At 69.4% G+C, this 14,675-nt stretch carries 14 protein-coding genes; 6 read left to right on the forward strand and 8 right to left on the reverse strand.

Annotation, left to right across the window (positions count from 1 at the left end):
• The first annotated feature begins 7 nt into the window (after nucleotides 1-7).
• The 3 genes from HUN08_RS15630 (at nucleotide 8) to HUN08_RS15640 (ending at nucleotide 4,595) form a co-directional block, all read left to right on the forward strand.
• A complete protein-coding gene (locus tag HUN08_RS15630; protein WP_124247059.1) occupies nucleotides 8-1,114 on the forward strand; it encodes an acyl-CoA dehydrogenase family protein in 1,107 nt (368 codons plus the stop codon).
• 244 nt (nucleotides 1,115-1,358) lie between these two features.
• Nucleotides 1,359-2,900: an AMP-binding protein gene (locus HUN08_RS15635; protein WP_124247058.1), complete on the forward strand. Its 1,542-nt coding sequence runs from the start codon at nucleotides 1,359-1,361 to the stop codon at nucleotides 2,898-2,900.
• A gap of 117 nt (nucleotides 2,901-3,017) precedes the next feature.
• Nucleotides 3,018-4,595: a sigma-54-dependent Fis family transcriptional regulator gene (locus HUN08_RS15640; RefSeq protein ID WP_124247057.1), complete on the forward strand. Its 1,578-nt coding sequence runs from the start codon at nucleotides 3,018-3,020 to the stop codon at nucleotides 4,593-4,595.
• Between the two features lie 91 nt (nucleotides 4,596-4,686).
• Here HUN08_RS15640 and HUN08_RS15645 read toward each other — a convergent pair whose 3' ends face one another.
• The 3 genes from HUN08_RS15645 to HUN08_RS15655 all read right to left on the reverse strand — a co-directional run bounded on the left by HUN08_RS15645 (nucleotide 4,687) and on the right by HUN08_RS15655 (nucleotide 7,920).
• Complete coding sequence (locus tag HUN08_RS15645) at nucleotides 4,687-5,862, reverse strand: CaiB/BaiF CoA-transferase family protein (RefSeq protein ID WP_124247056.1); 1,176 nt, start codon at nucleotides 5,860-5,862, stop codon at nucleotides 4,687-4,689.
• 174 nt (nucleotides 5,863-6,036) lie between these two features.
• Nucleotides 6,037-6,330, reverse strand: coding sequence for a putative quinol monooxygenase (locus tag HUN08_RS15650; RefSeq protein ID WP_124247055.1), 294 nt, complete (start codon nucleotides 6,328-6,330; stop codon nucleotides 6,037-6,039).
• A 42-nt stretch (nucleotides 6,331-6,372) separates the two neighbouring features.
• A complete protein-coding gene (locus HUN08_RS15655; RefSeq protein ID WP_124247054.1) occupies nucleotides 6,373-7,920 on the reverse strand; it encodes an aldehyde dehydrogenase in 1,548 nt (515 codons plus the stop codon).
• Between the two features lie 200 nt (nucleotides 7,921-8,120).
• Between HUN08_RS15655 and HUN08_RS15660 the strand changes: the two genes are divergently transcribed.
• Nucleotides 8,121-9,002, forward strand: coding sequence for a helix-turn-helix domain-containing protein (locus tag HUN08_RS15660; protein ID WP_124247053.1), 882 nt, complete (start codon nucleotides 8,121-8,123; stop codon nucleotides 9,000-9,002).
• On the opposite strand, the gene HUN08_RS15665 is transcribed toward HUN08_RS15660, so the two are convergent.
• From HUN08_RS15665 to HUN08_RS15685, 5 genes are all read right to left on the reverse strand, one after another.
• Entirely contained in the window at nucleotides 8,999-9,436 is a 438-nt protein-coding gene (locus HUN08_RS15665; protein ID WP_124247052.1) for a nuclear transport factor 2 family protein, read from the reverse strand. The genes HUN08_RS15660 and HUN08_RS15665 overlap by 4 nt on opposite strands.
• Nucleotides 9,437-9,494: 58 nt before the next feature.
• Nucleotides 9,495-10,643 (reverse strand): CaiB/BaiF CoA-transferase family protein, encoded by a 1,149-nt coding sequence (locus HUN08_RS15670; protein ID WP_124247051.1) that lies wholly within the window; start codon nucleotides 10,641-10,643, stop codon nucleotides 9,495-9,497.
• A 167-nt stretch (nucleotides 10,644-10,810) separates the two neighbouring features.
• Nucleotides 10,811-11,767 (reverse strand): LysR family transcriptional regulator, encoded by a 957-nt coding sequence (locus tag HUN08_RS15675; protein ID WP_124247050.1) that lies wholly within the window; start codon nucleotides 11,765-11,767, stop codon nucleotides 10,811-10,813.
• A 10-nt stretch (nucleotides 11,768-11,777) separates the two neighbouring features.
• Nucleotides 11,778-12,551: a crotonase/enoyl-CoA hydratase family protein gene (locus HUN08_RS15680; protein WP_124247049.1), complete on the reverse strand. Its 774-nt coding sequence runs from the start codon at nucleotides 12,549-12,551 to the stop codon at nucleotides 11,778-11,780.
• Nucleotides 12,552-12,582: 31 nt separating this feature from the next.
• Entirely contained in the window at nucleotides 12,583-13,488 is a 906-nt protein-coding gene (locus HUN08_RS15685) for an oxidoreductase (RefSeq protein ID WP_124247048.1), read from the reverse strand.
• 205 nt (nucleotides 13,489-13,693) lie between these two features.
• Between HUN08_RS15685 and HUN08_RS15690 the strand changes: the two genes are divergently transcribed.
• Together HUN08_RS15690 and HUN08_RS15695 are read left to right on the forward strand one after the other, a co-directional pair.
• Nucleotides 13,694-14,350, forward strand: coding sequence for an MspA family porin (locus tag HUN08_RS15690; protein WP_124247047.1), 657 nt, complete (start codon nucleotides 13,694-13,696; stop codon nucleotides 14,348-14,350).
• A gap of 74 nt (nucleotides 14,351-14,424) precedes the next feature.
• A complete protein-coding gene (locus HUN08_RS15695; protein WP_124247046.1) occupies nucleotides 14,425-14,637 on the forward strand; it encodes a hypothetical protein in 213 nt (70 codons plus the stop codon).
• Nucleotides 14,638-14,675: the final 38 nt, after the last annotated feature.

Here is a 14,675-nt window from a genome sequence, read left to right on the forward strand (position 1 = left end):
AGAAACCATGGATTTCAAGTCGGACGAGACCACCACCGAGCTGACCGGCCTGGCCCGCGACATCGTCGCGAAGGTCGCCACCCCGGAACGGATCGCGGAGCTCGAGGCACAGGCCGCACCGCTGCACGCCCAGCTGTGGCGCGAACTCGGCGCGGCGGGACTCATCGGCCTGGAACTGCCGGAGGATTTCGCCGGTGTCGGCGGCGGCCGCAGCACGGTCGACACCGCCGCCGTCGCGAGCGAACTCGGCCGCGCGCTGGCGGTCGTGCCCTATGCGTCGACGGCGATCGCCGTGCTCCCGACGCTGGCCGGCTGGGCCGCGGCGGATCGCGACCAGTGGATCGCGCGGGTCGCGGCGGGTGAGGCCCTGATCGCCGCCGCCGTCGACGAGGACACCGTCTACGACCCCTTCTCCCCCGCGGCGACGACGCTGCACGACGGGCGCCTGCGCGGCACCAAGGTCAACGTGGCCTTCGCCGTCGCCGCCGACGCGCTGCTCGTGACCGCCTCCGGCGAGAGCGGCCCCGTCGCCGTATTCGTCGAAGCCGGCGCCCCGGGACTCACCGTCACACCGGCGCCGTCGACCGGCCTCCTGCCCACCGCACAGGTCGATTTCGACGACGTCGCCGTCGGGCCGGAACAGATCGTCGGCCACGGCGCCGATGCCGTCGCCGCGCTCGTGCAACGCCTCAACCTCGCCGCCTGCGCGGAACAGCGCGGGATCGTCGACGAGGCGCTGGCGCGCACCGCCCAATACGCCGCCGAGCGTGAACAGTTCGATCGCAAGATCGGCTCCTTCCAGGCCGTGGCCCAGCGACTGGCCGATGCGTACATCGACGCGCAGGGCCTCTCGCTGACCACCACCCAGGCGGCCTGGCTGCTGGCCGAGGGACTCGACGCCGGTGCGGCCATCGACACCGCGAAGTTCTGGGCCGGCCAGGCCGGACACCGCGTCTCCCACACCGCGGTCCACGTCCACGGCGGCGTCGGACTCGACACCAGCCACCCGACGCACCGCTACTTCCTGCGCGCCAAGCAGAACGAGTACGCCCTCGCCGGTGAGCCGATCGTGCTGGCCCGGCTCGGTGACCGGATCGCCGCCGAACCGGCCTGACGATGGTCGAGTCGACCCGAACCCACCCAACGCTGGTCGAGTCGACCCGAGCCGACCCAACGATGATCGAGTCGACCCGAACCCACCCAACGCTGGTCGAGTCGACCCGAACCCACCCAACGCTGGTCGAGTCGACCCGAGCCCACCCAACGCTGATCGAGTCGACCCGAGCCCACCCAACGCTGGTCGAGTGGATCCGAGCCCCTGGGCGAGGAACCGTATCGAGACCCCCGCAGGACAAGCAGTGAATCCAGGCCCCGTGCCCTCGGTCGGCGATCCACGTTCGCTCAGCGAGCTGCTGGGCGGGCTGACCGAGGTGACGGACCGGGGGCTGCGCTGCGGCGACGAGTACGTCTCCTGGCACGACCATCTGCGCGACGCCGCCCGCATCGGGGCTGCTCTCCGCTCCCTGCTCGACCCGGACCGTCCGCCGCACGTCGGGATCGCGTCGGCCAACTCCGTCGAATACTGCGCATTGCTGGCGGCCGCGGTGATCGAGGGTTTCGTCGTCGTCGGGTTGAACACCACGCGGCGCGGCGCGGCCTTGGCCCGCGACATCGTCACTGCTGACTGCCAGTTGGTGCTGGTCGACGAGGGTTCCCGCCCGCTCGTCGACGATCTCGGGCTGACCGTGCCGGTACTCGGTCTGGCCGATGACCGATGGACGGGTCTCGTCGCGGCCCAGCCCCTTCCGCCAGCCGTCGCGATCCCGCCGCGCGACCCCGACGACCTGGCGATGCTCATCTTCACCTCCGGCACCACCGGCGACCCGAAGGCCGTGCGCTGCTCGATGCGCAAATTCGCCGCCCCCGGGGTGATGCTCGCGCAACGCTTCGGCCTGGGACCCGACGACGTCGTCGGCCTATCGATGCCGTTGTTCCACTCGAACGCGACGGTCGCCGGCTGGGCCGTGGCCTTGGCCGCCGGGGCCTCGATCGTGCTCCGCCCGTCGTTCTCGGCCCGCGGCTTCGTCGCCGATCTCCACCGGCACGGCGTGACCTACGCGAACTACGTCGGCAAGCCGTTGCACTACATCCTCGCCGTGCCACCCGATCCCCGCGACGGCGAATGCGCGCTGCGGATCATGTACGGCAACGAGGCGAGCGCCGCCGACCGCGACGAATTCGCCCGACGATTCGGCTGCACGGTCGTCGACGGCTTCGGCTCCACCGAGGGCGGGGTGGCCATCTCACGCACGCCGGAGACCCCGGCCGATGCACTCGGACCGTTGGTCGCGCCGGTCGCCGTCGTCGACCCGGAGACCCTTCTCCCGGCGCACGCCGGCGAGGTGGGCGAGATCGTCAACACCGCGGGTCCCGGCCTTTTCGACGGTTACTACAACGACGCCGACGCCACCGCGGAACGGCTGCGCGGCGGGATGTACCGCACCGGCGACCTTGGCTGGGTCGACGAGGGCGGGTTCGTCCACTTCGCCGGACGCCGCGGCGACTGGGCGCGCGTCGACGGGGAGAATCTCGGTACCGCGCCGATCGAGGCGATCCTGTTGCGCCACCCCGACATCGACGCGGTCGCCGTGTACGGGGTCCCGGTGGAGATCGGCGACGAGTTGTGGGCCGCATTGGTGGCGCCGAAACTCACCCCCGATGCGCTGGGCGCCTTCCTCGCGGCGCAGGACGACCTGGGCCCCAAGCAGTGGCCGAGCCACATCCGGCTCGTCGACGAAATCCCGCAGACCGCGACGTTCAAGACCGTCCGCCAGGGCCTGCGATCAGCGGTGACACCGCCGGATTGGTCACGATCCCCGACGGGCGGCTACACCCGATAGACCCCTGTGTGCCACGTCACAACCCTGGTCGCCCGAGTGTTATATTTAATGCACAGTCAGCCGGGTCGGTGTGGCCCGGGAAGTGTGTCGACCCTCCGGTCGATCGGAGGCGTGAACGTGACGAGATCCCCTGCGCGGCCCGCGGCCGTCGAACGTTCGCTGGCACGGTCCCGCCGCGCCGGAATCCAGATGTCGTCGATGCCTGCCGCTCGACCGACCGACTATGCGACCGACAGCGGCTTCACCCGCGCCGCGGCACCCGTCCTCGACCGGGTCCGTGAGGAATACGACGGGGTGCCGCTCGGCTTCGTCGTGGCCGATCACGAGGCCCGCATCGTCGAGGTCGCCAACTCCGCGCCCGGCGTCGGGTTGGCCATCAACAACGCCGGCGTCGAGTGCGGGTCGCGGATGAGCGAGGACGAGGTCGGCACGAATGCCGTCGGCACCGTCCTGGAGGAGCGCCGCGGCATGCTCGTCCGCGGCCGCGACCACTATCTGACCGCCTTCCAACAGTTCACCTGCTACGGGCAGCCCGTGGTGAACCCGATGACCCGGCGCGTCGAGGGAGTCCTCAACGTCGGCGGCGGGACGGACGAGGACGAGCGCTTCTTCGCCCCGGTGGCGCGCCGGATGTCCAAGGACATCGAGGATCTGCTGGTACAGAATTCGCCGGTGGCGCAGCAGCGCCTGCTGTCGGCCTTCCACGCGGCGGCCCGTCGGCGCGGCCAACCGCTCATGGTGCTGGGCGAGGGGCTCGTCCTCGCCACCCCCGCGGCGCTGAGCCTGCTCGACCCGGCCGACCACGCCACGATCCGCGCCTACGCCGACGACGAGGAGGCGCACCGCCGCGACGAGGCACGGATCGTGCTGACTTCCGGCCAAGCCGTCGACCTTTCCTGTCTGCCCGTCGAGGGGACCGACGGCGTGCTGGTGAATCTGACCATCGTCGGACGCAGTCGCGGCGCGGCGGCCACCAGCGACGTCGCGTTCCCCCTCCTCGTCACCGGCGAGCCGGGCAGCGGGCGGACCACCGAGGGGAGGCGGCGCGTCGGGGGCGAGGCCGCGACCATCGACGCCGCCGACATCGCCCGTCGTTCCGAAGAGGGATGGCTGCGCCGACTCGACGAGGTGGCGGGGATGGACGGACCCGCGCTCATCATCGAGAACATCCACCTGCTGCGCGCGTCGGCCGCGACCGTCGTCGCGCGGCTGCTCTCCTCGTCGCCCCGCGACGTCGTCCTCACCGCGACCACCGACAACGACGGCCCGCCTCCGGCGCTCGTCGGGATCTGCCAGTCGCGGATCGAGACCGCGCCGCTGCGCCAGCGCCGCCACGAGATCCCCCGGTTGGCGAACGAGATCCTCGCCGAGTTCGCCGCCACCTCCAGCGTGCGGCTCTCGGTGGAGACCCAGCGGCTGCTGGCCGCCCACCCCTGGCCGGGCAACCTCGCCGAGCTGCGGCGCGTGATGGAGTCGGCGGCTCGCGCGCGCTCGGCCGGCGACATCATTCCCGCCGATCTGCCCGAGGCGTACCGCAACCGCCTGGCCGCCCTCTCGCCCCTGCACATGGCCGAGCGCGATGCCATCCTCGGCGCGCTGCGGGCCGCCGACGGGAACAAGGTCCGCGCCGCGCGGGCTCTCGGCATCAGCCGCGCCACGCTCTACAACCGCATGCGCACGCTCAAGATCGGCTGAACCGGCAAGCACACGAATGGAGACTCCCCCGTCGACCGTGGTCGACGGGGGAGTTGCTTTGTCGGGCGATTCGAACCGCCGCGGCAGCGGGTCAGCCCTCGGTCAATCCGGCGATCTCGTCGTCGGCGAACCCGTATTCGGCGAGCACTTCGCGGGTGTGCTCGCCCAGGCGCGGCGCCGGGTAGCGGAGTTGCGGCTGATCCTCGCTCCAGGTCTGGGGGATGCCGAGCGAGCGCAGCCTCCCCTCGCTCGGGTGGTCCTCGTCGAGGAAGAACCCGACGGCGTTGAGATGTGCGTCGTCGACCACCGAATCCGGGGTATGCATCGCGATCGCCGGGATGTCGGCCGCCTGCAACACCGAGACCCAATCGGATGTCGAGCGCGTCGTGAAGATCCCCGAGAGCAATCCGTACAGCTCGCCGATGTTCTCGGTGCGCCCGTGGATGTCGGTGAAGCGGGGATCGGTCTTGAGCTCCGGGCGTCCGACGATGTCGAAGAAGTCCCGCCAGTGCCGGTCGGTGTAGACCGCGACGCTCACGTAGCCGTCGGCGGTCTCGAACGGGCGGCGATCGGGATTCATCATCCGCGCATAGCCGGTCTCCCCCAGCGGCGGTTCGAAGGTCTTGCCGTACAGGTGGTCGCCGAGGACGAAGTGGGCGAAGGTCTCGAACATCGGCACCTGCACCTCCTGCCCGCGCCCGGTCCTCTCGCGGCGGTAGAGCGCCATCGCGACCGCGTTGGTCAGCGACATCCCGACGATGCGGTCGGCGACGGCCGACGCGACGTATTCCGGCCGCCCGCGTTTGCGGGCCTGCAGGACCGGCATCCCGACGGCGGCCTGGATCAGGTCGTCGTAGGCGGGGAGGTCGGCATACGGGCCCGTCTGCCCGAAGCCGAAGGCGCCGCAGTAGACCAGTCGCTCGTTGACTTGGCGCAGCGCGTCGTAGGAGAGGCCCAGGCGTGCCATCGCCGAGGGGCGCAGGCTGTACAGGAGGACGTCGGCGCCGGCGACCATGCGCAGCAGTGCCTCGCGCCCGGCGTCGGATTTGAGGTCGAGCACCACACTGCGCTTGTTCCGGTTGAGGTGGAGGAAGACCGCACTCATCCCCGGGTTGCGGCGCGGTCCGACACCGCGCGTCGTGTCGCCGGAGGGGGATTCGATCTTGCAGACGTCGGCACCGGCGTCGGCCAGCAGCAACGAGGCGTAGGGCCCCATGAAATTGGAGGTGAGGTCGAGGACTCTGACCCCGTCCAGCGGGCCGCTCATTCCTTCTCGCTTTCTTACCGCACATCTCGACGCGCGACGCTGCCCCGGAGTTCCGACGTCGTCTGACGCCGACCGAATAGGTCGATGTCTTCAACGTAGGGCTCCGGGGCAGCGGTGCCAATTGGTCATTCGTGAAGCCGCGTTTTACGCGGCACGAATCGACGTCGACGCAGGTCAGACGCCCAGCGGGTCGAAGTAGTGGAAGGCCGGCTCACCGTCGAGCAACTCCAGGAGTTCGGTGATGACACCGGTCTCCTCGCGCCACTGGAGGTACTTCTCGAAGTCGGCGCGGCTCTCCCACTTCTCCAACAGGAAGATGCTGTCGGGCTTGTCCTGGTTCCGCCAGGATTCGACGACCATGTTGCCGTTGAAGTTCCGCGTGCCGGCGATGTGGTTGACCATCCACTCGCGCAGCTCGTCGAATTTGCCCTTCTTCGCGGGCAGGTCGATCGCTACCTGTACTCCCATGTCTTTCTCCTTCTAGTCGGGTTGATTGGTTCCCTGGGTTCTTCAGGCCGGCGGGGTGCCGAGCACCAGTCCGTAGGCCTTCGTCTCGACACCGCCGGACAGGTCGAGGGTGATCGACTTGTCCTGGGTGAATTCGTCGATGCAGTCCGGGCCGAGTTCACGGCCGACGCCGCTCTGCTTGTAGCCGCCGAACGGCAGGTTGGCGTCGATGTTGTGGTAGTCGTTGATCCACACCGAACCGGCCTCGATCCGGTTCGCCACGTCGAGGGCGCGCTGGTTGTCGCGGCTCCACACGCCGGCGGCCAGGCCGTACTCGGTGTCGTTGGCGATCTTGATCGCCTCGTCGACCGAGTCGTACTTGAGTACCGAGAGCACCGGCCCGAAGATCTCCTCGCAGGCGATCGGCATGTTGTTGGTGACGTTGGTGAACACGGTCGGCTCCACCCAGTAGCCCTTGTCGAAGCCGGGGCCCTCGGGCGACTTGCCGCCGACGACGACGGTGGCGCCGGCCGCCTTGCCCTTCTCGATGTAGCCGAGCACGCGGTCGCGCTGCGCCTCGTTCATCAACGCTCCGATGTCGGTCGACGGATCGAGCGGGTTGCCGATCCTCAGCGTCTTGATCCGGGCGACCAGGCGCTCGACGAACTCGTCGTGGATCGACGCCGGGAGCAGCAGCCGCGAACCCGACTCACAGGCCTGTCCGGCGTGCAGCAGGAAGGCGTAGATGGAGCCATCGACGGCCAGGTCGAGGTCGGCGTCGTCGAGCACGATGTTCGGCCCCTTGCCGCCGAGTTCGAGCAGGACGCGCTTGACGTTCGACGAGGCGTCGGCCATCACCCGGCGGCCGGTCGCGGTGGAGCCGGTGAAGGACACCAGCCGGACGTCGGGATGCTTGACGAGGTGCCCGCCGACGGTGGGTCCGTCGCCGACGACGACGTTGAAGACACCGTCGGGCAGACCAGCGTCGCGCAGCATGGCGGCGAACTCGAGGGCGAAGACCGGGGTCTTCTCGTCGGTCTTGAGGACGACGGTGTTGCCGGCGAGCATCGCGGGCACCGACTTCCACACGGCGATCAGCGCCGGGAAGTTCCACGGCACGATGCCGGCGCAGACGCCGATCGGCTCCTTGCGCAGGATGCCGGCGTGCAGTACCTGACCGGAGACCGGGGTGGGCAGTTCCCACTTGAACTCGCGCGCGATGTCGAGATAGTGCTGCATGTGGACGATCGGGAATCCGACGCCGATCGCGGTGGCGACCCGCAGCGGCATGCCGGTCTCCCGGCAGCTCAGCTCGGCGAGTTCGTCCATCCGCCCGGCGAGGGCGCCGATCACCTGCTCGAACAGTGCGATCCGCTGCTGCGGCGGGGTGTTGCGCCATTCGCCGCCCTCGTGGGCGGCCTTCGCTGCGGCGACGGCGGCGTCGACGTCGTCGGTGGAGGCCAGGGCCACCGTGCAGACGGTCTCCTCGGTCGCCGGGTTGATCACGGGGATCGCCGACGCGGAGTCGACGAACCGGCCCCCGATGAAGAGCCGGTAGTGGGTGGCCCCGTCCTTCTCGACGGTGGGCCCCTCGGTGATTGTCGCGGTCATGTTCTCGCCCTTCCTCGGCTAAGTGCGCGCCGTGTTGCGCGGCGCCCGGTGTGCTTTCCCCTCCGAAGCTAAGTGGCCCAGGTCACAGATGTTGTCTAACTTTCTTGACACCGGAATCCCCCGGCCGGGGGCGGCCCGGGGCTGGGTGGGAGCACTTTCTCCCAGGCACGAGGGCGGGTGATCGGGCTACCGTTTGAGTCATGGCCGATCGACCACCGCACCTGCGCGAACTGGGTGAATTCCTCAAGGCACGGCGATCAGAGCTGACGCCGGCCGCCGTCGGGCTACCCGAATACGAGCACGCACCGCGGCGGGTGGCCGGTCTGCGCCGCGAGGAGGTGGCGCAACTCGTCGCCATCAGCACCGACTACTACACGCGGATCGAGCAGGGCCGCCTCGCGCCGTCGGAGCCGGTGCTGGCCGCGTTGGCCGGCGCCCTGCGACTGACCGACGACCAGCGCGACTACGCCGAGAATTTGGCGCGCCTGGCCGAGCGCCGGACCCCGGCCCGTCGTCGCCCCAAGCTGGTCCGCCCGCAGATCCAGCGGCTGCTCGACCAACTCACCGACACCCCCGCGATGGTCTTCGGCCCGCACCTGGACATCCTCGGCTGGAACGACCTGGCGTCGACACTGCTGACCGACTTCGCCGCCATCCCGGCGGCGCAGCGCAACTACGTGCGGATGGTCTTCACCGACCCGGCGATGCGCGAGCTGTACCCGGAGTGGGAGTCGGTGGCCCGGACCTGCGTTTCCATCCTGCGCATGGACGCGGCCGCCAATCCGACCGACCCCAAGCTCTCGGCCCTGGTCGGCGAGCTGTCCATCGCCGACGAACAGTTCCGCCAGTGGTGGGCCGCGCGGCACGTCGCCCATCAGGAGTTCGGCAGCAAGCGGCTGAATCACCCGGCCGTCGGCGAGCTGACCCTGGACTGGGACACCTTCCGCTACACCGGCGACCCGGAGCAGCAGTTGGTCCTGTGGTCGGCCGAACCGGGCAGCACCTCGCACGACAAGCTGCGAATCCTCGCGTCGTGGAGTGCGACGAGCGCGGCGACAGCCCCGTCCGGCTCCTCCGGCTAGGCCGGGTTCTCCGCGAACACCGGCGTGGTGTCGACGAAGGGGACGAACTCCATCCGGCTGATCTTCCACTCGCCGTCGACCTTGACGAAGTCGAGGTTGTACCCGCCCGAGAGCAGGCAGTTGACGCCGTCGGCGGTGAGCCGGAAGTAGAACACATCGGTGACCGCCGACGCCCTGTCGCCGTTCACCTCGATGATCGGGTTGGTGATGTGGTGGTGGCACTTGGTCACCTGGGTCCACACCTTGCGCACCAGCGCCAGCACACCCTCGGTGCCCTTGCCCTCGCCGCGCGGGAGGATGTACTCCGCGTCGTCGGACCAGATGCTCATGAAGAGCTCTTCGTTGTGCTTGTCGATGCCGTGGCAATACTTCGCCATCAGCTGCTTGATCTCCTCGACGGCGATCACCCAGTCGATCTTGCCGTTGTCGGCCATTTCTTCTCCTCTGTCCGGTGTTCGGTTGCGTTGTGTTCGCGGTTCCCCGCGCCGGCGCTCAGCGCAGGACGCCGGTCGATCTCAACTCCGCGATCCGATCCGCGGAGAATCCCCAGTCGGCCAATACCTCGTCGGTGTGCTCGCCCGGTTCGGCGGGCGGGCGGCTGATCGCCCCCGGGGTGCGGCTGAAGCGGGGTGCGGGGGCCGGTTGGACGACGCCGTCGACGTCGACGAAGGTCTGCCGCTCGCGCAGATGGGGATGCCGCGGCGCCTCGGACAGCGACAGAACGGGCGCGAGACAGACCTCTTCGCCGTCGGCGAGGGCGCACCACTCGTCGCGCGTCTTGGTCGCGACGGCCGCGGCGACGCGCTCCTTCATCGCCGGCCACGTCGACTTGTCGTGCTGGTCGGTCATGCCTTCCTCGTCGACGCCGAGCAGGCGCAAGGTGTTGCGCCAGAAGCGGGTCTCGTTGGAGCCGACGGCCAACCAGCGGCCGTCGGATGTCTCGTATACGTCGTAGAAGGGGGCACCGGAGTCGAGCCGGTTCGACGCGCGGGCGTCCTCCCAATAGCCGGCCGCGTGGAACCCGAAGAACATCGTGAGCAAGGAAGCCGCGCCGTCGACCATCGCCGCGTCGACGACCTGCCCGCGCCCGGAGGTGTGCCGTTCGAGGAGTGCCGCCACGACCCCGAAGGCCAGGTAGAGCGAGCCGCCGCCGAGGTCGCCGGCGAGGTTGAGCGGCGGCACCGGCCGCTGCGCCGTGCCGATCGCGTGCAGCGCGCCGGTCACCGCGATGTAGTTGATGTCGTGCCCGGGTGCCTGCGCCAGCGGGCCGTCCTGCCCCCACCCGGTCATCCGTCCGTAGACCAGTCGCGGGTTGGCGGCCATGCACTCCTCGGGTCCGAGGCCCAGGCGTTCGGCCACGCCGGGCCGGAAGCCCTCGACGAGGACGTCGGCCGCGCGCACCAGGTCGAGCACGGCAGCGGCCGCCCCCGGATTCTTCAGGTCGACGGCGGCGCTGCGCCGGCTCCGATTGGTCAGGTTGAACCGCGCCTCGATCGGCGCGCCGCCGTCGTAGCCGGGCGGCCGGTCCAAGCGGATGATGTCGGCCCCCAGATCGGCCAGCAGCTGACAGGCGAAGGGGATCGGTCCGACCCCGCCCAGCTCGATCACCCGGATGCCGACCAGTGGACCCGACCCGCTCACGTTTCCCCACCTCCGCGCATGGACCTCGTCGCGCCAGGGATGGTCGCGCCTAGACCTCGGACGCTAGCCAACGACGGGGGGAAAGTCTCTTGAAGAATTCCGAAGCGACGATTCGGGGGATCGGAAACATCGGCGGGCGGCAATCCGCGCCGGTTGCCGCGCCGGGTCTACTGCGACGGGGAGTTCTGGCCGTCGGCCTCGTCGGATTCGTCGGCCGGGCGGATCAGCAGGTATTCGACGAAGGCCCGGGCCGCCGGGCTCAGGGCGCGGCCGGCCGGGGTGGCGAGGTGGATCCGCCGCACCGCCCACCGCTCCTGCAGTTCGAGCACCGCGACCCGCGACGACATCTCGTGGTCGAGCGTGCTCTCCGGCACGATCGACACCCCGATGCCGGCTTCGACGAGGGAGGTCGCGACCTCGGCGCTGCGCACGTTGTGCGGTGACTCGAAGTCGCGCCCGAGGCGGGTGGCCGCGACCTGCAGGGCGGCCGTCAGCGCGCGCGGCGCGACGAGCGGGTACGCGACCAACTCTTCGAAGGTGACGGTCGCGGTGCCCGCGAGTACATGTCCCAACGGCACCACCGCGACCAACCGGTCCTCGCGATAGGGCAGGACGTCCACCCCGGACAGGTCGAGGTCGGTGGCGGCGGCGAACACCCCGACGTCGGAGTCGCCGCGGGACACGCGCGCGATGATGTCGGTGTTCTCCGTCTCGGTGACGGCACTGTCCACCAGCGGGTACTCCCGTCCGAAGGCGGCGAGTTCGCGGGCCAGGAACGGGACGATGATGGAGCGCGCGGAGGAGATGGTCAGCTCGCCCTGCACGCCCTCGGTCAGCGCGGCGACCTCGGCGCGCATCTCGTCGATGTTGGCGAAGACCTGCCGCAGGTACCGCTCGAGCACCTCACCCGCCCGGGTCGGCACCACGCCGTGCGGGGTGCGCTCCAGCAATTCGACGCCGGCGATGTCTTCGAGCACCTGAATGCGCTTGGTGGCGGTCGACGCGGCGATGTTCTCGCGGATCGCCGCCAGCCCGATCTGCTTCTCCTCGATCGCCGAGAGGAACAGTTGCAGGGTGAAGAGGTCGACCTGACGGATCAGGTGCAGTCGGTTGAACGTCGCCACCGGTGCGAGGCTACTCGCTGCGCCATTTGGCGATCCGGGCTTCGTGCTCCGGATCGAGGTGCGCCAGCGGCTGCATCGCGGCGGCCAGGCCGAGCACCGAGTCGAGGGAGCCCGACTGCGACTCCTGCATGAGGCGCTTGGCCATCCGCAGCGCCTCCCCCGGATTATTCGCGATCCGCCCGGCGAGCGCATCGGCCTGCGCCATCAGGCTCTCGTGCGGGACGACCCGGCTGACCAGTCCCCATTCGAGCGCGGTGGCGGCGTCGATCCGCTCCCCGGTGTAGGTCATCTCGGCGGCACGCTCCCACCCGATGGCGCGCGGCAGGAACCAGGTCCCGCCGTCGCCGGGGATCAGTCCGATCGAGACGAAACTCTCCGCGAAGGACGCCCGATCCGAGGCGATCCGGATGTCGCACATCATCGCCAGGTCGAGCCCGGCGCCGATCGCGGCCCCGTTGACCGCGGCGATGATCGGCACCTCGAGCCGCCGCATGGCCCGCGGGATGCGCTGGATGCCGGCGATGTAGGCGCGCCGCTTGGCCCGCTCGTCGACGCCGAACATGCCCTGCTTGTCGGCCATCTCCTTGACGTTCCCGCCGGCGGAGAAGATCTTGCCCTCACCGGTAAGGATGACCGCGCGGATGTCCGGGTCGGCGTTGCACGCGTCGACGGCGCCCTCGATCGCCTCGATCACGTCGAGTCCGGTGATCGCGTTGCCGATCTCCGGCATGTTGAGCGTCCAGATCTGGATGTGCTCGACGGTGGCGATGTTCAGCGGACTCATCGGGGCCTCCGGTGCTGGGGTGTCGGTCGGATCAGTTCGCGGCCTGGTCGACGGCGCGCGGCAGCCGGTAGGTCACCCCGGTCATGCGCTCGGACTCCTCCCACAGGCGCTTCCACAGCTTGCGGTCCTGCGAGAGTTTCGACGACGGGGCGCTGCGCACCGGGCCGCGCGACTGGCCGATGCCCCCGGTCGGCCCCCAGTATTTGTGCGGGTCGATGTCGGGTTCGGTCGCGCCGAACAGGATCGACTGCGCGGCCTTGCGCGGCTCGTGGCCCCACACCGCGGCGAATCCCTTGCCGACGAGGTCGACGGGGGTCTCGGTCTTGGTGAACAGGTCCGTCCCGGAGACGCCCGGGTGGACGGCGTAGGAGCGCAGCGGTGAATCCGCCTCGTCGAGGCGGCGTTGCAGTTCGCGGGCGAACATCAGGTTCGCGAGCTTGGACTGCGCGTAGGCGAGGTTGCGCTGATAGCGGCGGTGCGCATAGTTGAGGTCGTCGATCCACAGCTTCGGCGTCTGCCGATGCGCGATGCTCGCGACGGTGACGACGCGGTCGGAGATCTGGTTGAGCAGCAGCCCGGTGAGCGCGAAGTGGCCGAGGTGGTTGACCCCGAACTGCATCTCGAACCCGTCGGCGGTCCGTTTGAGCGGCAGGTTCATCAGACCCGCGTTGTTGATCAGCACGTCGAGATCGCCCATCCGCGCGGCGAAGTCGCGCACCGACGCGAGGTTGGCCAGGTCCAGCGGCTTGACGCGCACGTCGCCGGAGATCCCCTCGGCGATCAGCTCCGCCCTCTTCGTGTCGCGGCAGGCCATCACGACCGTCGCCCCCCGCTCGGCGAGTACGCGCGTCGCGACCTCGCCCAATCCGCCGTTGGCGCCGGTGATCACCACCGTCACCCCGGTTTGGTCTCGCATGTCGTCGATCGACCAGGCCATCTTGAACTCCTCCCCAATGCGCGCCCGCTACTGATCTGCGGCGCTGCCGTCTGCGTCAATTCGACCACATCAGCCCAGCCCGAGGGGACAAAGACGAGGCCCGGCACGTCGACCGACAGCGGTGGGCCCGGTTTCGTCGCTATTGCGAATCCGAGCGAGTCCATGTATACATGTCACCAACGTGTTGTTCGACGAGAGGGTCGTTGTGGAGTGGGGGGCGTGGCGGGTCGTGCTGGCCGTTGCCGTATCAGCAGGATCGATCATTGCGGCCGACGCCGGTCACGCGGCGGCCGACACCATCGTCAATCCATCGCATCGGCGGATCTGGACCACCGACGACGGGTGGCGCGCGGCCGTCGCCGCGGACCGCGAATCAATCGTCCGCATCCAGCCGTTGAGCGGTTCCGGACTCTCGCGCGAGGCCTATGTGAATCTGCGCGCCTGGGCGGGGATCTCGCGTAAGCGCCCGCCGGCGCCCGGATCCAAGATCACCGCGACGCTCGAGTCCGGCTATCAGATCGGCTGCATGACGACGCTGAACGAGGTGACGCCCGCACTGAGCGGCAGCTTCGGCCTCGGCGGCAACGGCGGCATCCAGACCGGCCCGGTCTTCCTGATCAGCCCGCAGGCGCTGATCCAGCCCGGCATCCAGGCCTCGCTCTCACCAGGCAAATCCATCATCGTGTCGCTGGGCAAGAAGCCGCTGGAGTCGGACAGTTCGAGCGTCACCATCCGCTCCGGACACATCACCGTCGACGGGTGCATCGGCCCCGCGACGATCCGCAGCTTCTCGGTCCTGTCGATCCGCACCAACAAGGTCGACGACCAGAACGCCGTCTACGGACGGGTCATCCAACTCTGAGGACCCGTCACGAAGGCTCGCACAGTCGAACGCAACGGGCGTTCGGGCGACACCCCGATGAAAGGAAGATTGCTGTGAAGATGTGGGAGATCGAAGATCAGCTCAACGGCCGCGGTCACGTCACCGCCGCCTCGGTGGGCACCGGCCCGCTGGCCGCCGCGGTTCCGCAGCGCACCGCGATGATGTCCAGCCTGGCGCAGTCGTCCGACGTGATGACCTCGCTGGCGTCGGTCAGCGCGTCGATGGCGAGCATCTACGCGCTCGCCAACTCCGGACATCGTCCCTAGCCGAATTGGAGACGGTTTCCACCGCAGAGGGACACCCT

The organism is Gordonia sp. X0973 (assembly GCF_013348785.1).
Lineage (GTDB): Bacteria > Actinomycetota > Actinomycetes > Mycobacteriales > Mycobacteriaceae > Gordonia.